Source organism: Pseudomonas sp. HMSC066A08, from assembly GCF_001813025.1.
Lineage (GTDB): Bacteria > Pseudomonadota > Gammaproteobacteria > Pseudomonadales > Pseudomonadaceae > Pseudomonas > Pseudomonas aeruginosa.
The window spans coordinates 1-18,548 of record NZ_KV811283.1 but is presented as its reverse complement, the minus strand read 5'-3'; the positions used below and the strand labels follow the sequence as shown (position 1 = coordinate 18,548).

Genomic DNA, 18,548 nt, shown 5'->3' with positions numbered 1-18,548 from the left:
TGGAGAAATGCCCGGTCAGCTCGGTGCCGCCGGCCACCAGCGCGGCGGTGGCGTCCGGATGCGGCAGCGCCACGGTGTACTTGTCGAGGCGGTCGAACTGCTTGTCGCCCCACTGCTTCGCCGCGGCGTACTGGAGGAAGCGCGACTGCACCGAAACCCCCACCGCCGGTACGGCGATGCGATCCCCGGCGCCGAAGTCGGCGATGCTCCTGACCCTCGGGTCGTTGCTCAGCAGGTAGTAGGGGAAGTTGCCCAGCGAGGCCACCGCCTTGACGTTCTGGCGCCCACGGGTACGGTCCCAGATGGTCAGCAGCGGACCGACGCCGGCACCGGCGATATCGATCGCCCCGGACAGCAGCGCATCGTTGACCGCCGCGCCGCCGGACAGTTGGGTCCAGTCGACCTTGATTTGCAGGCCCTCGGCCTGGCCGTGCTTTTCGATCAGGCGCTGGTCGCGGACCACGTTGAGCAGCAGGTAGACGATGCCGAACTGCTCGGCGATGCGGATCTCGCCCTCGGCCTGCGCCGGCCGGCTGGCCAGCAGCGTGGTGGCGAGGCTCAGGCCCAGGCCGAGCGCGGCGACCAGGCGGGTGAAACGGGGAATGCGGTTCATGGAAACGCTCCTGGCGAAGAAGGGGAAGCGCGCGCCGTCGTCAGAACGGCGCGTCGCCCTGGATGGTGGTGCGGTAGAGCTTGCGCCGCAGGTGGGCCGGGCAACCGCCGGCGAGATGGATCAGCGAGCGGTTGTCCCAGAACACCAGGTCATGCGCCTGCCAGCGATGCCGGTAGATGTGCTCGGGGCGCACGCTGTGCGCATACAGCTCGGCGAGCAGTTGGGCGCTCTCGTCGGCCGGCAGGCCGACGATGCGGGTGGTGAAACCTTCGCTGACGAACAGCGCCTTGCGCCCGCTTTCCGGGTGGGTGCGCACGATCGGATGGACCACTTCGCGCACCTCGGCGAGCTGGGCGGCGCTCAGGGTCGGCCGCCAGTTGCCCTCGAAGCGCGGTTCGCTGTAGCGGGCAGTATAGGAATGCGCCGCCGTGCGTCCCTCGATGGCCTTGCGCAGGGCTTCCGGCAGGCTGTCCCAGGCTTTGTGCATGTCGGCGAACAGGGTATCGCCGCCCTCCTCCGGCAGCTCCTGGGCATGCAGCATCGAGCCGAGGCTCGGCAGCTCCTTATAGGAAAGGTCGGAGTGCCAGAACTTGCCGGCATCGCCGAGACCGACGGGCTGGCCGTTCTCGACGATGTTGGAAACGATGAGGATCTCCGGATGCCCTGGGAGCAGGAACTGCTTCAGCACATGGATCTGCAACTCACCGAAGCGCCGGCTGAAGGCGATCTGCTGCGCCGGGGTGATGCGCTGCTCGCGGAACACCAGCACATGGTGGTCCAGGTGCGCCCGGTGGATACGGCGGAAGTCCTCGGCGGCCAGGGGCAACCCGAGGTCGAGGCCGAGCACCTCGGCGCCGAACGCGGCATCGAGGGCACGGATCTGCAAGGGAACGTCGGCGCGCGCTGGCGCCGGAAGGGAAACGGACATCGCTGACTCCCACGCTAGCCCGGACACGCCAGGCACGAGATACCGCGCAAGGCGGCATGGATTCGGTGCGGCGCGCCGATTGGTCGGCAGGTACGCGAGAGCCTTTAATTTATTGGAATAAGAAAATTAATTTAAATATCTTTAAAGAATATAAATATGCTGCTCCGTACGGTTCGGCGTCCCTTGAAAGAACAAAAGTGAATTAATAAATAAAAACTTAGTATTTATGGCTCTAAGCGGTGAAGGGATAGTCTGGCTGCCATCGAACCCGCCGCCCGAGGAATGCCTCATGGACCGCACCGACAATGTCATCGATTTCGCCCGCTACCGCTCGCGCCGCCAGGCACGCCGCCTGGGCGAAACGATGTGGGCGGTGTACGCCTGGCGGGCCGGCTACGCCGTGCCGCAACCGCCAGCCAGGCACGACGAGCGCAGTCGCCGGGCCTGATCGATGAACCTGCCCGTCAGCGATGGCGTTGCCCACCTGGAACTGGCTGCCGGCGTGCATACCGAACCCGATGATCTGATTGGCCAGCGCGTCGCCCACAACCTGCTGCGCCTGCGCGGCAAGCGCAATCTCTCGCTGGACGCCCTGGCGCGGATTTCCGGTGTCAGCCGGGCGATGCTGGCGCAGATCGAGTCCGGGCGCAGCGTGCCGTCGATCAAGGTGCTGTGCAAGATCGCCCAGGGTCTCAAGGTGTCGGTGGCAGCCTTCCTCGACGATCGCGCCTTCGCCGGTGTCGCCGTGCTGCCGGCGCAACAGAGCAAGCGCCTGGTCAGCGCCGACGGCGCCTTCACCAGCCGCGCGCTGTTCCCCTTCGATGTGGCGCGCCAGGTGGAGTTCTACGAACTGCGCCTGCGCGGCCTCGGCCAGGAAGACGCCGAAGCCCACGCCCCCGGCACCCAGGAGAACCTGGTGGTGGCGCAGGGGGTACTGGAAGTGCGGGTCAACGAAGAGCGCTTCCTGCTCGCCACCGGCGACTCGATCCTGTTCTATGCCGACCAGCCGCACAGCTACCGCAATCCCGCCGATAGCGAAGCGCTGGCGTACCTGGTGATGACCTACCCGGAGCGCCTGGACTGACCCCGGCCTTGCTGCCATGGACGAAGAAAGGCCCGCCCGGTCATCCCGGGCGGGCCTTTCCATCCGGCGACGGATCAGCAGGTGCAGCACATCATCGGCATGCCGTTGCAACTCATCATCATCGGCATGCCGCACTCCATCATCTTCGCCATCAGCATGCAGCAGTTCTTGAACATCTCCATGTCCATGCCCTGCATCGGCATCATCCTGCAGTGCATGGCATCGCCCTGCATGGAGCACTCCATCATGCACTTCATCGGAGCCATGCCCATCGTCGGCATGCCCATCCCCATGCCCATCGTCGGCATCATCGCCATGCAGGCCTGGGACATGCCCATCATCGCCAGGTTGCCGCACTGCATCATCATGGGCATGCCGCAGTTCATCATCATCGCCATCATCTCGGCGCTGTTGCGGAACTGGCCCAGGTCCATGCCCATCGCCGGCATCATCTTGCACAGCATGCCGTCGTCCATGGTTTCGCACTGCATGGTCGCCATCATCATCGGCATGCCCATCATGGGCATCATCGGCATGGCGGCATTCATGTTCATCGGCATCTGCATGGCATTCATCATGGCGGTAACTCCTGTAGGCGAAGCGGGGGTAGGTGCGAATGGGGCCGATTCTAGGCAGCGCCGACGCACCGGCAAGATGCCGGTGCAACAGCCACGCCGGGCGCTGCATGGCGGCTAGCGGCGAGACAGCGAAGATGTTCGGCGCAATGACAGCGGATTCCGCTGCATGGCGGAGGAACGCATTGTCGCGGCAGCTATTTCGACGCGATGGATATTCGAAACGGACCTATCCAAATAACCCAGGTGAATAAACGTTCTAAGACCCGCAGCCTTTTTTCCCTTGCCGGGCGCAGCCCCGCCTATTGCGCCGCTTTGCGGCGCTCGGACGATGCCCTGCGGAAGTCGCGCGGGCCGACGCGGAAAGCGTGCGCGGCATTGCCCCAGGCCAGCACGGCGGCCAAGCCGATCAGCGGTAGCAGCGTCCAGGGCAGCATCTCGCTGCCCCAGCGCTGCAACACCATGCCGCCCAACGCTCCGCCACCGGCGATAGCCAGGTTCCAGGCCACCACGATCATCGACTGGGCCAGGTCGGCACCCTCCCCGGCGGCGTCCGCCGAGGCGGTTTGCAGCAGCGTCGCCGCGCCACCGAACGTCAGCCCCCAGAGGGCCAGGCCGGCGAACGCCAGCCAGCTCCAGCGCGCGCCCAGGCACAGCGCCAGCGCCGCTACGGCGAACAGCGCCAGGCTGGCCAGGACCATCCGCCGCAAATGCCGGTCGACCAGCGCGCCGACCAGCCAGATTCCCGCCACCGCGGCGCTGCCGAATACCAGCAGGGCCAGGTCCACCGAGGCGCCCAGGCCGACCTTGGCGAGGAACGGTGCGATATAGGTGTAGAGGATGTTGTGGGCCAGCACCCAGGCGACGATCACCAGCAATACCGGACGCACGCCCGGCGTGCGCAGCACCCCGAGCAGGCGCAGGCGCCGCCCGGCCGGCTGGCCAGGGAAGTCCGGCACGCTGCGCAGCACCCAGCCGACCAGCAGCAGCGCGGTCAGCGACAACAGGCCGAAGGCCCAGCGCCAGCCGAGCAGGCCACCCAGCCAGGTGCCCAGCGGAACGCCGAGCGACAGCGCCAGCGGCGCACCGAGCATGGCCACCGCCAGCGCCCGCCCCTGCTGCTCCGGCGGCACCAGGCGCCGCGCGTAGCCGGCCAGCAGGCCCCAGGCGAGGCCGGCGGCGACGCCGCTGCCGAAGCGCGCCAGCAGGGTCAGGCGGTAATCCGTGGAGACGGCGGTTAGGCTGTTGCAAACGAAGAAGATCAGCAGCGCCAGCAGCAGTACCCGGCGCCGCCGCCAGCCCTGGGTCAGGCTCGCCGCCGGCAGCGCGGCCAGTAGCGAACCCAGGGCGTAGACGCTGACCAGTTGCCCGGCCAGCGCCTCGCTGACCGCCAGCCCCGCGCCTATTTGCGGCAGCAGGCCGGCCGGCAGGGTTTCGCTGAGAATGGCGACGAAGCCGGACATCGCCATCGCCAGCAGCGCACTCAGCGGCAGCCGCGGCGCCACGGCCGACGCAACGGCCCCGGCGCTCTCCGGAAACACTTCGCGGCGCCCCATCAGCGCAGCTCCGCGGAGCGGTAGACAGCGTCGCGCAGGTCGTTGACGAAGCGTCCCGACATGCCCTCGAACAGGGTGTTGGTGAGCGCCACCACCGACAGTTCGCGGGTCCGGTCGACGAACCAGGAATGCCCGTAGGCGCCGCCCCAGCGCCAGGTGCCGGGAGCCTCCGGCGATTGCGCGATAGCCGGGTCGCGCAGCACGGAGAAACCCAGGCCGAAGCCGAAACCGGGATTGGCCGGCAGTTCCGAGCCGGGTACCTGGTCGCGGCCCATCTCCTCCACCAGGCCAGGCGTCAGCAACGGCGCGCCGCCCTGGCGAAGGATTTCCAAAAGGCGCAGCACGTCGCCGGCGCTGCCGATCATCCCCGCCCCGCCGGACGCATAGGCAGACGGCTCGAAGGCCCGACGCGGCTCGAAGCGAATGCCGACGCAGTCCTCGAACGGCGCCACGGTCTCCCGCTCGGCCATCCGCCGCGGGCATGGTCGGTCGCTGACGTAGACCGCCGCCAGGCGTTGCGCGTCGGCGCAGAGGAAGCCGCTGTCGCGCATGCCGGCCGGAATCCCGACCCGCTGCCGCAGCGCTACCGCCAGCGGCCGCCCGTCGACCCGCTCCACCAGCGCGCCGAGCACGTCGGTGGCCAGCGAATAGCCCCACGCGCGGCCGGGCTCGTAGAGCAAGGGCACGGAGGCCAGGCGACGGAGATTCTCGGCCAGGTCGAAGCCCGGCAGGTCCATGCCATCGGAAATCCCGGCGCGGGCATAGGGGCCGTCTGCGTCGGCTTCGAGGAAGCGATAGCCGAGGCCGGCGCTGTGGCTCAGCAACTGCCGCGGCGTGATGCGCGCCTCGCGGCCGTCGGCCAGGCGCGGACGGAACGCCGGCAGCCAGTCGGCGATCGGCTCATCGAGGGCCAGCCGGCCCTCGTCCACCAGGCTCAGGGCGGCGACGCTGACGATCGGCTTGCTCACCGAGGCCAGGCGGAACAGGCTGTCCTCGCCCATTATCCGGCCGGCTTCGCGGTCGGCCAGGCCGGCAGCCCGTCGATAGAGCCACCGCCCCCGGTGTGCCACCAGCACCACCGCCCCCACCAGGCGCTGGTCGGTGAATGCCGCCTCGATCACCTGATCGACATGTTCCGCCAGGCTGCGCCCTGGCCCTCGTTCGAAACCTGACATGCGAGACTCTCCGCGGACGATGAAGGATGCGGACAGGCTAAGAGCGCTGCAAAAGCGGAAAAAGACGGATAGAGTTCCGTTCTATCCGGACCTTCATGTCCGTAATCGGAGCCTTGCATGGACAGCCTCAGCGGTTTCACCGTCTTCGTCCGCGTCGCCGAGACCCGCAGCATCGTCGGCGCCGCCCGGACCCTCGGCGTCAGCGCCTCGGCGGTGGGCAAGCGGGTCGCCCGCCTGGAAGAGAAACTCGGCGTGCGCCTGTTCCACCGCAGCACCCGCAGCATCACCCTGACCGCCGAAGGCAGCCTGTTCCTCGAGCGCAGCCGGCGCATCCTGGCCGAGATCGAAGCCACCGAGCTGGAGCTGTCGCAAAGCCGCGAGAGCCCGCGCGGGCGCCTGCGGGTCAGCCTGCCGCTGGTCAGCGGGCTGGTCCTGCCGACGCTCGCCGATTTCATGCAGGCCTATCCGGACATCGAGCTCGACCTCGACTTCAGCGATCGCGTGGTGGATGTCGTCGACGAAGGCTTCGACGTGGTCCTGCGCACCGGCCAGCCGGTGGATTCGCGGCTGTCCATGCGCGAACTGGGCGAGTTCCAGTTGAAGCTGGTCGGCTCGCCGGCCTACTTCGCCCGCCACGGCACGCCGCGCTGCCCGGAAGACCTGCTGCGACACACCTGCCTGCACTACCGCTTCCCCAATACCGGCCGCCTCGAGGAATGGCCGCTGCGGCGCGCGGACGGCGAAGCCCCGCCGCAGATCCCGGTGTCGATGGTCTGCAACAACATCGAGACCCGCGTCTGCTTCGCCCTGCGCGACCAGGGCATCGCCTGCCTGCCGGACTTCTCGATCCGCGAGGCGCTGCGCGAAGGACGCCTGATCAGCGTCCTCGACACCTTCTGCGAGCGCCGCGCGCGGTTCTTCCTGCTCTGGCCGTCCGGCCGCCAGGTCTCGCCCAAGCTGCGCGCCTTCATCGACTTCGTCGCGCCACGGGTGATCGCCATGCTGGGCTGAAGCGCGCCTGGCAGGGCCGGTCAAGCCGGCGGCAGACAGGAACAAGACCGCGGCGGCCACGGAGCGTCTAATAGGTACATCCACCCCTTGCCAGGCCGCATCCATGATCAACATCGAGACGCCGACCTACTACACGGCGACCAAGAAGTACGAACTGTCCTTCCCCTCCCTGGAAACCGACCTGGACGCCGACGTGGTGGTGATCGGCGGCGGCTTCTCCGGCATCAACACCGCGCTGGAGCTGGCCGAGCACGGCATCACCGACATCGTCGTGCTGGAGGCCCGCCACCTCGGCTTCGGCGGCACCGGGCGCAACGGCGGGCAGATCATGGCCGGCATCGGCCATGACCTGGAGAAGATCCGCAAGGATGTCGGCGAGGACGGCCTGCGGGCGATCTTCGAGATCAGCGACCTCGGCGCCGACATCATCAAGGGCCGCATCGAGAAGTACGCCATCGACGCCGACTTCTGCCACGGCTACGGCTACATGGGCTTCAACGCACGCCAGGCGAAGACCCTGCAGGCCTGGGAAAAGGAATTCCGGTCGCTCGGCTCGCCCCATGAGATCCGTTACCTGCACGGTGCCGAGGTGCGCCAGATCATCGGTTCGGACGCCTACGGCAGCGCCCTGCTGCACATGGGCGGCGGCCATGTGCACTCGCTCAACCTGCTGCTCGGCGAAGCCAAGGCGCTGGCCGGCCTCGGCGCACGGATATTCGAATACAGCCCGGCGCTGGAGGTGCAATACGGCGAACGCATCCGCGTGCGCACGGCCAAGGGCTCGGTCACCGCGAACAAGCTGCTCTGGGCCTGTGACAGCTTCCTCAACCGGCTCGAACCCGAGCTGCACCGCACCACCATCAATACCTACGCGTTCCAGATGATGACCGAGCCGCTACCGGACGAACTGATCCAGCGGATCAGCCCGATCCGCGGCGCCTACAGCGACATCCGCCCGGTCATCGACTACTACCGGGTGACCAACGAGAACCGTCTGCTGTTCGGCGCCGCCACGCCCTTCGTCGAACGCATCCCCGGCGACCTCAAGGCCTGGAACCGCAAGCTGATGCTGAAGATCTTTCCCTACCTGGAGCACGTCCGCATCGACCTCGCCTGGGGTGGGCCGATGGCTTGCAGCGCCAACCTGTTCCCGCAGATCGGCAGCCTCTCGGGGCGGCCCAACGCGTTCTTCGTCCAGGGTTATTCCGGGTTCGGCGTGACCCCCAGCCACATCGTCTGCAAGGTCCTCGCCGAAGGCATGAGCGAAGGCTCGGCGCGCTACGACCTGCTCAGCTCGGTGCGCCGCATCCCGATCCACGGCAAGGACCACTTCCGCCCGCTGCTGCTCAGCGCGGGCAAGACCTGGCACCAGCTCTCCGGCTACTGGAACGGCCGGCGCTGAAACCTACCGATCACTCTACAAGGAGCATTCCCATGGCCATTACCGCCATCCGCCACGGCATCACCCTCGATGAACTGGACGCCTGGGGCAGCGTCGCCGACCTCGGCTCGGAGATCCTCGAAGGCGAGGTGAAAGCCTTCGGCAAGATGACCGCCGGAGCCCCCACCGACCCGGTCAGCGCCGCCTACTTCGGCACCACCGCCGGCAAGTTCCGCATGACCTATCCGTTCAGCGAACAGGCCACGGTGGTCAGCGGCGAGGTCCGCCTCACCGACGAGTCCACCGGCCAGAGCACGCTCTACAAGGCCGGCGACAGTTGGTTCGTCAGCAAGGGCACCCCAGTGCTCTGGGAGGTTGCCGACGGCGGCTTCGTCAAGCACTACTACGCGGTGGCTTGAGACACCGAAGAGACGGCGAGCCCTTACGCAAGGCGTGCGCCTGCGACGCTACCCAGCCTTCGACATGTCCCCGTAGGGCGAATAACCGCTCGCGGTTATCCGCCGTGGAGCCTCGGAGTAACGGCGGATAGCGCCTGCGGCGCTATCCGCCCTACCCGGCGAGCCGTTCCGCCCGGAGGCGCAACCCAGCCCTCGACACGTCCCTGAACGGCCGCACCGTCGGGCCGCGGGCTCAGGTGCTCTCCCGCGCCATCAGCTCGAACCCCATGTCCAGCGCGCTATCGCGCACCTCCTTGCCGGCGATCAGTGCCAGCAACTGCTCCGCCGCGCGCCGGCCGATGGCTTCGCGCGGGGTGCGGATGCTACTCAGGCGCGGGACCGTGCAGTCCGAACCCGGCAGGTCGTTGAAACCGAGCACGGCGATCTGCTCCGGCACCTTGACCCCACGGCGCAGGGCCTCCAACAGCGCGCCCTGGGCCAGGTCGTCGTTGCAGAAGAATACCCCGTCGACCTGCGGCTGGCTGGCCAGCAACTGCACGAAAAGCTCGCCGCCAAGGGCCACCGAGGACGGCCGCGGCGTAAGGATTTCCAGCCCCGGGTCGTAGCAGCCGGCCTTTTGCAAGGCGCGACGGAACCCCTCGCCACGCAGCAGGGTGCGCTGGTCGAGCTGGGCGCCGATGTAGGCCAGGCGCCTGCGGCCGCGTGCCAGCAGGTGCTCGGCGGCGGCCTCGCCGGCGCGCAACTGGGAGAAGCCGACGCAATTGAGCCCGGCGCCGGAGTCCAGGTCCATCATGTACACGCAGGGAATGCCGCTGGCCTCGATCATCCGCCGGGCGCTCTCGGTGCGCTCGAAACCGGTCAGCAGCAGGCCGCGCGGCTGGTAGGCCAGGTAGTTGCGGATCAGGTCCTCTTCCTCGTTGCGCGAGTAGTGGAAGTTGCCGATCAGCACTTCCAGGCCCTGCGGCCGCAGTACCGCGTGGATCGCCTCGAGGGTCTCGATGAACAGCAGGTTGGCCAGCGACGGCACCAGCACCGCCACGCTGTGGCTTTGCGCCGAGGCCAGCGCGCGCGCCGCGGGGTTGGCCACGTAGCCGAGTTCGCGAGCGGCGTCGCGGACCTTCTGCGCCAGTTCTTCGGCGACGCTGGCGACGCCGCGCAACGCGCGCGACGCGGTGATCGGGCTGACCCCGGCGCGGCGCGCGACTTCGTTGAGGGTGGGACGTCCGGTGGTTCGCGTGTTCTTGTCGTTCTTGGTGATGCTCATCGTGGCCTGCTTGCCAAACAAAATTCCAGGCACTAAGGTAGCGCTGTCTCGCGACCTGGGCAATCGCCTGAGGCGGCCTGTCCGCCACTGCCCGCGCGGGATTCGACAGACCACAACGACAAGAAGGCGGAGCCAGGCTCGCGCGATTTTTCCAGGTCGCAAAGACAGCGCTGTCTCACGCTTGAGGTGTTCCATGCATCCACCCCTCCAAGCCCTGGTCATCATGGGCGTCGCCGGTTGCGGCAAGTCCAGCGTCAGCCAGGCCCTCTGCCAGCGCAGCGGCGCCCACGGCATCGAAGGCGACAGCTTCCATCCCGCCGCCAACATCCGCAAGATGAGCGCCGGCATCCCCCTCACCGACGACGACCGCGCCGGCTGGCTGGACACCCTCGCCGAGCAGCTGCGCCAGGCGGTGGCCGCCGGCAAGCTGCCGGTACTGACCTGCTCCGCCCTCAAGCGCGCCTACCGCGACCGGTTGCGCCGCGCGGTACCCGGCCTCGGCATCGTCTACCTGGAACTGACCCCGGCGGTCGCCGCCGAGCGCGTCGCCCAACGCCCCGGCCACTTCATGCCGGCAACCCTGATCGACAGCCAGTTCGCCGCCCTCGAGCCACCGCTCGACGAACCCCTGACCCTGCGCCTGGACGCCACCCTGCCGGTGGACTGCCTGGCGCAGGCCGCCCACGCCTGGTGGCTGGAGCACGCCGCCGCCTGAAGCCTTTCGTTTGTCCGACAAAGATAGCGCTACCCCGAAAAAGCGCTTCAATGAAACAGCAACTCCGGTAGAACAACGACAAAAGGAGAGCCCTCCATGTTCGGCATGTCACACGATGCCTACCTGCTCCTCGACGCCCTGGTGACCATCATCGGCCTGATCGTGCTGATCACCCGCTTCAAGGTGCATCCCTTCATCGCCCTGATCATCGCCGCCGGCTTCCTCGGCCTGACCTCGGGGATGCCGGTGGAGAAGATCGTCAAATCCTTCCAGGACGGCTTCGGCGGCGTGCTCGGCTTCGTCGGCGTGATCCTCGCCCTGGGCACCATGCTCGGCAAGCTGATGGCCGATTCCGGCGGCGCCGACCAGATCGCCCGCACCCTGATCCGCGCCTTCGGCAAGGAGCGGGTGCACTGGTCGATGATGCTCGCCGCGTTCCTCGTGGGCATTCCGCTGTTCTTCGAGATCGGCTTCATCCTGCTGATCCCGCTGGTGTTCATCGTCGCCCGGCGCAGCGGCGTGTCCCTGATCAAGATCGGCATCCCGTTGCTCGCCGGCCTTTCCGCGGTGCACGGTCTGGTGCCACCGCATCCCGGCCCGCTGCTGGCGATCGGCGTGTTCGGCGCCGATATCGGCAAGACCATCCTCTACGGCCTGATCGTCGCCCTGCCCACCGCCGCCATCGCCGGCCCGCTGTTCGGCGCGCTGGTCTCGCGCTACATACCCGGCACACCATCGGCGGAACTGGTCGAGCAGATCGCCCACGAGCCCGAGACCCAGGACCTGCCCAGTTTCGGCGTGACCCTGGCGACCGTGCTGCTGCCGGTGTTCCTGATGCTGCTGAAGACCTTCGCCGACGTCGCCTTCCCCGATGGCCACGCATTCCGCGCCTGGATGGACATGATCGGCCATCCGATCAGTGCCCTGCTCCTGGCCCTGCTGGTGGCGCTCTATACCTTCGGCTACGCCCGTGGCTTCGACTCGAAGAAGATCCTCAGGCTGCTCGACCAGAGCCTGGCACCGACCGCCGCCATCGTGATGATCATCGGCGCCGGTGGCGGCTTCAAGCAGATGCTGGTGGCCAGCGGGGTCGGCGACGTCATCGGCCATCTCGCGGTGAACGCGCAGATCTCGCCGATCCTGCTGGCCTGGCTGGTAGCCGCGGTGATCCGCATCGCCACCGGCTCGGCCACCGTCGCCACCATCACCGGGGCCGGCATCGTGGTGCCGGTGATCGACCTGATTCCCGGCGTCAACCGCGAATTGCTGGTGCTCGCCACCGGCGCTGGTTCGCTGATCCTCTCCCATGTCAACGACGCCGGGTTCTGGCTGGTCAAGCAGTACTTCAACATGAGCGTCAGCGAGACCTTCAAGACCTGGACCGCGATGGAAACCATCCTCTCCGTGGTCGGCCTGGTCTTCATCCTGTTGCTGTCGCTGGTGCTCTGAGCACCAGCCGGACCGGAGTTCAGCCATGACCGAACCGATGCAATGCCCCAACCACGAAGCCTCGCGCTGGCCGCGCGACTTCGATATCCGCCAGCGCTATGCCGAGCAGCAGGAACTGCTTGAGCCGCCGCCGGCGCAGCCCCGCGAAGAGCCTACCGGCGACGCCTGAAGCCAGCCGGCGCCATGCCTTTGCTCCCGCTTCCCCACGAAGCGGGAGCAAAGGCTGACTTCCGGCAAGGGCACGACGGTTTTCCTGCTGAAACGATTTACCTTCACCCCGGACCGCGCTACAACAGTCCCACGCCTTTCATCCACGTCATTCGAGGACCCGCCATGACCGCCCCGCTCCACCTCGATTCGCTGTTTCCCAGCCTCGACGCCATTCCCGAGCAGTACCGCCCCGACGCCCCCATCGAGCAGCGCGACTACCTGGTCGACGGCCAACTGCGACATTGGGACGGCCCGCTGGCGCCGGTACGCAGCCCGGTATTCCTCGCCGAGGCCGACGGCGAGCGCCAGGTGATCCTCGGCAGCACCCCGCTGCTCGACGCCGACGCCGCGCTCGCCGCCCTCGACGCCGCGGTGCGGGCCTACGACCACGGCCAGGGCCTGTGGCCGAACCTGCGGGTGGCCGAGCGCATCCAGCACGTCGAACGCTTCCTGGCGCGGATGCGCGAGCAACGCGAGGCGGTGGTCAAGCTGCTGATGTGGGAAATCGGCAAGAACCTCAAGGACTCCGAGAAAGAGTTCGACCGCACCTGCGACTACATCGTCGATACCATCGAAGCGCTGAAGGAACTCGACCGCCGCTCCAGCCGTTTCGAACTGGAACAGGGCACCCTCGGCCAGATCCGCCGGGTGCCGCTGGGCGTGGCGCTGTGCATGGGGCCATACAACTACCCGCTGAACGAAACCTTCACCACCCTGATCCCGGCGCTGATCATGGGCAATACGGTGGTGTTCAAGCCGGCCAAGTTCGGCGTGCTGCTGATCCGCCCGTTGCTGGAAGCCTTCCGCGACAGCTTCCCGCCAGGAGTGATCAACGTCATCTACGGGCGCGGCCGGGAAACCGTGTCGGCGCTGATGGCCAGCGGCAAGGTCGACGTGTTCGCCTTCATCGGCACCCATTCCGGCGCCAGCGACCTGAAGAAGCTGCACCCCCGCCCGCACCGCCTGCGCGCCGCCCTCGGCCTGGACGCGAAGAACCCGGGTATCGTCCTGCCGCAGGTCGACCTGGACAACGCGGTGAACGAGGCGGTCACCGGCGCGCTGTCCTTCAACGGCCAGCGCTGCACCGCGCTGAAAATCCTGTTCGTCCACGAAAGCGTGCTGCGACCGTTCCTCGACAAGTTCAGCGCGCGCCTGGCCAGCCTCAAGCCGGGCATGCCGTGGGAACCGGGAGTGGCGCTGACGCCGCTGCCGGAGCCGGGCAAGGTCGACTATCTCGAAGGCCTGCTGAACGACGCCCTGGCCAAGGGCGCACGAGTGGTCAATGCGGGCGGCGGCGAGCATCGGCAAAGTTTCTTCTACCCCGCTCTGCTGAGTCCGGTGAGCCCGGACATGCGCCTCTACCACGAGGAGCAGTTCGGTCCGCTGGTGCCGGTGGTGCCCTATCGCGAGCTGGACGAGGTGATCGACTACGTCCTGCGCTCCGACTACGGCCAGCAGTTGAGCCTGTTCGGCAACGACCCGGCGCAGATCGGCCGGCTGGTCGACGCCTTCGCCAACCAGGTCGGCAGGATCAACGTCAACGCCCAGTGCCAGCGCGGCCCGGACAGCTACCCGTTCAACGGCCGGAAGAATTCGGCGGAAGGCACCCTGTCGGTCCATGACGCGCTGCGGGTGTTCTCCATCCGCACCCTGGTGGCGACCCGCGACACCGAGGCGAACAAGACCCTGGTCAGCGAGATCATCCGCAACCGCGCGTCGAACTTCCTCACCACCGACTACATCTTCTGAAGCGCCTGTCCCTCTCCCGCCGGGAGAGGGACCTGCCGCCACCTCCCCCACTGTCCGCCAGGCAGCAGCCGCGCAACAGGCTGCCGCCCCGGCAACACCTCCTGCTCGCGCGAACCCGCGCAACCATTGGCCTGCGCGGGTCGGCACAGGCTGTGCAACGGCCCGGACTCCAGGGTAGCCGTCGACCGGACGGCCCCGCTGCCTACCAGGAGTCCGCATGAACGCCCGCGTCCATCCCGAAGCCACCGCCGCCAGTCTCTCCGAAGGTGCCGACTACGAACTGCTCGCCCAGCGTTTCCGACCGATCTTCGCGCGCATCGCCGAAGGCGCCGTCGAGCGCGAACGGCAACGCGAACTGCCCCACGAGGCGATCGCCTGGCTCAAGCAGGCCGGCTTCGGCGCCGTGCGCGTGCCGCGCGAGCACGGCGGCGCCGGCGCCTCGCTGCCGCAGTTGGTTCAGTTGCTGATCGAACTGGCCGAGGCCGACTCCAACATCACCCAGGCCCTGCGCGGCCACTTCGCCTTCGTCGAGGACCGTCTCAATGCCGAGCCCGGCCCTGGCCGCGACCGTTGGCTGCGGCGCTTCGTCGAGGGCGACCTGGTCGGCTGCGCCTGGACCGAGGTCGGTTCGGTACGGCTGGGCGAAGTGCTCACCCGCGTTTCGCGCAAGGACGACGGTCGCTGGGTGGTGAACGGCAGCAAGTACTACAGCACCGGCAGCCTCTTCTCCGACTGGATCGATCTGTATGCCCAGCGCGACGACACCGGCGCCGATGTGATCGCGGCGATCCGCACCGACCAGCCCGGCGTGCGCCAGAGCGACGACTGGGACGGCTTCGGCCAGCGCACCACCGGCAGCGGCACGTCGCTGTTCGAGGACGCCGAGGTGGAGGAAGAGAACCTCATCGACTTCGCCAGCCGCTTCAAGTACCAGACCGCGTTCTACCAGTTGGTCCTGCTCGCGGTACTGGCCGGTACCGGCCGCGCCGCCTTGCGCGACGTCGCCGCCGAGGTGCGCGGGCGGACCCGCATCTACAGCCATGGCAATGCCCCGCGTGTCAGCCAGGATCCCCAGGTGCAGCAGGTGGTCGGGCGCATCGCCGCGCGCGTCTACGCCGCCGAGGCGGCCACCCTGCGCGCCGCCGAAGCGGCCCAGCGCGCCTACCTGGCGCGCTTCGTAGGCGACCCGCAGGCGGAGAAGGAGGCCAATGTCGCCGCCGAGATCGAATCGGCCAAGGCCCAGGCGATCGTCGCCGAACTGGTGTTGCAGGCCACCAGCGAGCTGTTCGACGCCAGCGGCGCTTCCGCCGTCGGCCGCGGCAAGCAGCTCGACCGCCACTGGCGCAATGCGCGCACCGCCGCCTCGCACAACCCCCTGATCTACAAGCAACGGATCGTCGGCGACTGGGAGATCAACGGCAGCGAGCCGCCCTACGTCTGGCAGATCGGCAGCGGTCCGGCCACGGCCTCCCGCTGAGCCTCGCCCATCCCATCGCAAGGAGTTGCCATGAGCGCACTGGAAAAGAACGCCGCCGATCCCTATCGGCAACCGCTGCCGCAGACCCCGGCCCGGCGCATCGCCGACGACGCCGAGGCGATCCGCGTCGCCCGCGAACTGGCCGGGCTGTTCGCCGAGGAAGCCTCGCTGCGCGACCGCCAGCGCCGGCTGCCGGTGGCCGAACTGGAAGCCTTCTCGCAGAGCGGCCTGTGGGGCATCAGCGTACCGCGCGCCTACGGCGGCGCCGAGGTCGGCTACCGGACCCTGGCCGAAGTGCTGAAGACCATCGCCGCGGTAGACCCGTCCCTGGCGCAGTTGCCGCAGAACCACCTGGCGGTGCTCGAGCATTTGCGCCTGGACGGCAGCGAGGAGCAGAAACGCTTCTTCTACGGCCTGGTGCTAGACGGCGTGCGCTTCGGCAACGCCTTCTCCGAACGCCACAGCCGTACCGTCGCCGAATTCCAGACACGAGTGCTGGCGGATGGCGACGGGTTCCGCATCGACGGCCGCAAGTTCTATTCGAGCGGCGCACTGCTCGCCCACTGGGTACCGGCCGTCGGCCTCGACGCCGAGCAGCGCGCGCACCTGGCGTTCATCCCGCGCGACGCGCCGGGGCTGACGGTGATCGACGACTGGTCCGGCTTCGGCCAGCGCACCACCGCCAGCGGCACCGTCATCCTGGACAACGTGCGGGTGCCGGCCGAGCACGTCATCCCGGTGCACCGCGCCTTCGACCGCCCCACCGCCGCCGGCGCCGTATCGCAGTTCATCCAGGCCGCCATCGATGCCGGCATCGCCCGTGGCATCCTCGCCGAGACCGTGCAGCAGGTGCGCCGCCACGCGCGGCCATGGATAGACGCCAACCAGCAGCATGCCTGGGAAGACCCCTACACCATCCAGCAGGTCGGCGAGCTGCGCATCCGCGTGCGCGCCGCGGAAGCCGTGCTCGACCTGGCGGCCGACGCCATCGAAGCGGCGCTCGCCGCCCCCGACGAGGATAGCGTGGCCGCCGCCTCGATCGCCGTGGCCGAGGCCAAGGTGCTCACCACCGAAGCCGCCCTGCTCGCCGCCAACCGGCTGTTCGAACTGGCCGGCACGCGCTCGACCCTGGAGGAACTCAATCTCGACCGCCACTGGCGCAACGCCCGCACCCACACCCTGCATGACCCGGTGCGCTGGAAATACCATGCCATCGGCAACTACCAGTTGAATGGGGTGAAGCCACCGCAGCACGCCTGGCTCTAGGAGCCGTCCCGGGCCCTGGGGCGGATAGCGCCACCGGCGTCATCCGCCGTCCGCCCAGGTCAGGCCGGCAGCGCGTTGCGCCCGGCCTCCTTCTCCCAGAGCGCCCGCAGGTCGCGATAGCCGGCCCCCGGATGGGAATCCGGCAGCCGCGGGCCGTCGCCGAACAACTTCTCGCGCAGGGTCCCCGGCGCATATTCGGTCTTGTACACCCCGCGCTTCTGCAACTCCGGCACCAGCAATTCGACCACGTCGCTGAAGGTTTCGTGGGCCAGCGCATAGGCCAGGTTGAAGCCATCCACGTCGGTGTCCTCCACCCACTCCTGCAACAGGTCGGCGACGGTCGCCGGGCTGCCGACGAACAGCGGGCCGAAGCCGCCGATACCGACCCAGTCGGCCAGCTCGCGGACCGTCCAGGTGCGCTTCGGATCGGCGCTGGAAAACGCTTCCACCGCCGATTGGATCGCATTGGTATGGATATGCCGCAGCACCTGGTCCGGCCGATACTGGCCGAAGTCGATCCCGGTCCAGCCGGAGATCAGCGCCAGGGCGCCTTCGTAGCTGACGAAGGCGCGGTATTCGTCGAACTTGGCCCTGGCCTTGGCGTCGGTTTCGCCGAGCACCACCGTCTGCAGGTTGAACACCAGTACCTTGCGCGGATCGCGGCCGGCCTCGGCGACGCGCTGGCGGATGTCGGCGACCGCCTGCTTGAGCACGGTCTTCGATGGCGCGGCGACGAACACGCACTCGGCGTGCTCGGCGGCGAAGCGCTTGCCGCGACTCGACGCGCCGGCCTGGTAGAGCACCGGCGTGCGCTGCGGCGACGGTTCGCAGAGATGGATGCCGGGTACCTGGAAGTGCTCGCCGACATGACGGATCTCGTGAATCTTGCCCGGGTCGCTGAAGATCCTTCGGCGACGGTCGCGGAGCACCGCGCCGTCCTCCCAACTGCCTTCGAAGAGCTTGTAGAGCACCTGTAGGTATTCGTCGGCATAGTCGTAGCGGCGGTCGTGGTCGAGCTGGGCCTGCTGGCCGAGGTTGCGCGCGCCGCTTTCCAGGTAGGAGGTCACTACGTTCCAGCCGACCCGGCCCTTGGTCAGGTGATCCAGGGTCGAGAGTCGGCGGGCGAAGGGATAGGGATGCTCGAAGGACAGCGAGGCGGTCAGGCCGAAGCCCAGGTGGCGAGTCACCGCGGCCATCGGCGTGATCAGCGCCAGCGGGTCGTTCACCGGTACCTGGGCGGCCTGGCGGATCGCCGCGTCGCCATTGCCGTCGAGCACATCGTAGATGCCCAGCACGTCGGCGATGAACAGTCCGTCGAAACGGCCGCGTTCGAGCAACCGCGCCAGGTCGGTCCAGTACTCCAGGTCCTTGTACTGCGAGGAGCGGTCGCGCGGATGCGCCCAGAGGCCGGGCGACTGGTGGCCGACACAGTTCATTTCGAAGGCGTTGAGACGGATTTCGCGCGGCATGGGGGGACTCCTTGGCTTGCCTGTGCATCCGGCACCCCGTGCACAGCCCGTGCCGGGCAGCCGGGCCGCGCCGGGCAAGGCCTGGGCGACAAGTCCCTGTCGCTGGGCGGGCGCAACTGCTGGGCAAGTGTCGGTGGATCAACACATCCGCCCGCCCCACCCGAGCCCCGAATCCCGTAGGGCGAATAGCGCCCCGGCGCTATCCGC

17 protein-coding genes and 1 pseudogene are annotated in these 18,548 nt (G+C 68.0%); 11 read left to right on the top strand and 7 right to left on the bottom strand.

The features are described 5' to 3' along the window. Positions 1-613 (bottom strand): annotated as a pseudogene (locus tag HMPREF2886_RS08485) (ABC transporter substrate-binding protein); the annotation flags it as partial. Between the two features lie 40 nt (positions 614-653). Further along, positions 654-1,541 carry a TauD/TfdA dioxygenase family protein gene (locus HMPREF2886_RS08480; RefSeq protein ID WP_003144063.1) on the bottom strand — a complete coding sequence of 296 codons (888 nt, stop codon included), beginning with the start codon at positions 1,539-1,541 and terminating at the stop codon, positions 654-656. Between the two features lie 289 nt (positions 1,542-1,830). Here HMPREF2886_RS08480 and HMPREF2886_RS08475 point away from each other — a divergent pair, with 289 nt between their 5' ends. Next, a complete protein-coding gene (locus HMPREF2886_RS08475; protein ID WP_033978349.1) occupies positions 1,831-1,989 on the top strand; it encodes a hypothetical protein in 159 nt (52 codons plus the stop codon). Positions 1,990-2,043: 54 nt separating this feature from the next. Continuing rightward, the gene (locus tag HMPREF2886_RS08470; protein WP_003122724.1) at positions 2,044-2,625 is read left to right on the top strand and encodes a helix-turn-helix domain-containing protein; all 582 of its coding nucleotides are present in this window, start codon (positions 2,044-2,046) and stop codon (positions 2,623-2,625) included. A 74-nt stretch (positions 2,626-2,699) separates the two neighbouring features. Here HMPREF2886_RS08470 and HMPREF2886_RS08465 read toward each other — a convergent pair whose 3' ends face one another. The 3 genes from HMPREF2886_RS08465 to HMPREF2886_RS08455 form a co-directional block, all read right to left on the bottom strand. After that, positions 2,700-3,203, bottom strand: coding sequence for a hypothetical protein (locus HMPREF2886_RS08465; RefSeq protein WP_070747129.1), 504 nt, complete (start codon positions 3,201-3,203; stop codon positions 2,700-2,702). A gap of 299 nt (positions 3,204-3,502) precedes the next feature. Beyond that, positions 3,503-4,756: an MFS transporter gene (locus HMPREF2886_RS08460; RefSeq protein ID WP_070747127.1), complete on the bottom strand. Its 1,254-nt coding sequence runs from the start codon at positions 4,754-4,756 to the stop codon at positions 3,503-3,505. After that, entirely contained in the window at positions 4,756-5,931 is a 1,176-nt protein-coding gene (locus HMPREF2886_RS08455; protein ID WP_070747125.1) for a serine hydrolase domain-containing protein, read from the bottom strand. Before HMPREF2886_RS08455 ends, HMPREF2886_RS08460 begins: the two co-directional genes overlap by 1 nt. 117 nt (positions 5,932-6,048) lie before the next feature. Between HMPREF2886_RS08455 and HMPREF2886_RS08450 the strand changes: the two genes are divergently transcribed. The 3 genes from HMPREF2886_RS08450 to HMPREF2886_RS08440 all read left to right on the top strand — a co-directional run bounded on the left by HMPREF2886_RS08450 (position 6,049) and on the right by HMPREF2886_RS08440 (position 8,742). Next, positions 6,049-6,942, top strand: coding sequence for a LysR family transcriptional regulator (locus HMPREF2886_RS08450; protein WP_070747123.1), 894 nt, complete (start codon positions 6,049-6,051; stop codon positions 6,940-6,942). Positions 6,943-7,045: 103 nt separating this feature from the next. Beyond that, entirely contained in the window at positions 7,046-8,344 is a 1,299-nt protein-coding gene (locus tag HMPREF2886_RS08445) for an NAD(P)/FAD-dependent oxidoreductase (RefSeq protein WP_003089406.1), read from the top strand. A 32-nt stretch (positions 8,345-8,376) separates the two neighbouring features. Then, complete coding sequence (locus HMPREF2886_RS08440; protein WP_003111385.1) at positions 8,377-8,742, top strand: cupin domain-containing protein; 366 nt, start codon at positions 8,377-8,379, stop codon at positions 8,740-8,742. A gap of 232 nt (positions 8,743-8,974) precedes the next feature. On the opposite strand, the gene gntR is transcribed toward HMPREF2886_RS08440, so the two are convergent. Beyond that, positions 8,975-10,006 (bottom strand): HTH-type transcriptional regulator GntR, encoded by a 1,032-nt coding sequence (gntR, locus tag HMPREF2886_RS08435; protein WP_003111384.1) that lies wholly within the window; start codon positions 10,004-10,006, stop codon positions 8,975-8,977. A gap of 193 nt (positions 10,007-10,199) precedes the next feature. On the opposite strand from gntR, the gene HMPREF2886_RS08430 reads away from it, so the two are divergent. The 6 genes from HMPREF2886_RS08430 (at position 10,200) to HMPREF2886_RS08410 (ending at position 16,872) form a co-directional block, all read left to right on the top strand. Continuing rightward, positions 10,200-10,721: a gluconokinase, GntK/IdnK-type gene (locus tag HMPREF2886_RS08430; RefSeq protein WP_033970772.1), complete on the top strand. Its 522-nt coding sequence runs from the start codon at positions 10,200-10,202 to the stop codon at positions 10,719-10,721. Positions 10,722-10,817: 96 nt separating this feature from the next. Further along, complete coding sequence (locus HMPREF2886_RS08425; protein WP_003107128.1) at positions 10,818-12,170, top strand: GntP family permease; 1,353 nt, start codon at positions 10,818-10,820, stop codon at positions 12,168-12,170. A 25-nt stretch (positions 12,171-12,195) separates the two neighbouring features. After that, positions 12,196-12,339 carry a hypothetical protein gene (locus HMPREF2886_RS34580; RefSeq protein ID WP_153961164.1) on the top strand — a complete coding sequence of 48 codons (144 nt, stop codon included), beginning with the start codon at positions 12,196-12,198 and terminating at the stop codon, positions 12,337-12,339. Between the two features lie 164 nt (positions 12,340-12,503). Beyond that, complete coding sequence (locus HMPREF2886_RS08420) at positions 12,504-14,129, top strand: NADP-dependent glyceraldehyde-3-phosphate dehydrogenase (RefSeq protein WP_003117844.1); 1,626 nt, start codon at positions 12,504-12,506, stop codon at positions 14,127-14,129. 217 nt (positions 14,130-14,346) lie between these two features. After that, positions 14,347-15,606 (top strand): acyl-CoA dehydrogenase family protein, encoded by a 1,260-nt coding sequence (locus HMPREF2886_RS08415; RefSeq protein WP_003144055.1) that lies wholly within the window; start codon positions 14,347-14,349, stop codon positions 15,604-15,606. Positions 15,607-15,636: 30 nt separating this feature from the next. Beyond that, positions 15,637-16,872 carry an SfnB family sulfur acquisition oxidoreductase gene (locus HMPREF2886_RS08410; RefSeq protein WP_070747121.1) on the top strand — a complete coding sequence of 412 codons (1,236 nt, stop codon included), beginning with the start codon at positions 15,637-15,639 and terminating at the stop codon, positions 16,870-16,872. Between the two features lie 59 nt (positions 16,873-16,931). Here the strand turns inward: HMPREF2886_RS08410 and HMPREF2886_RS08405 are convergent, their stop codons facing one another. Then, a complete protein-coding gene (locus HMPREF2886_RS08405; RefSeq protein ID WP_033970768.1) occupies positions 16,932-18,341 on the bottom strand; it encodes an LLM class flavin-dependent oxidoreductase in 1,410 nt (469 codons plus the stop codon). Positions 18,342-18,548 lie beyond the last annotated feature (207 nt).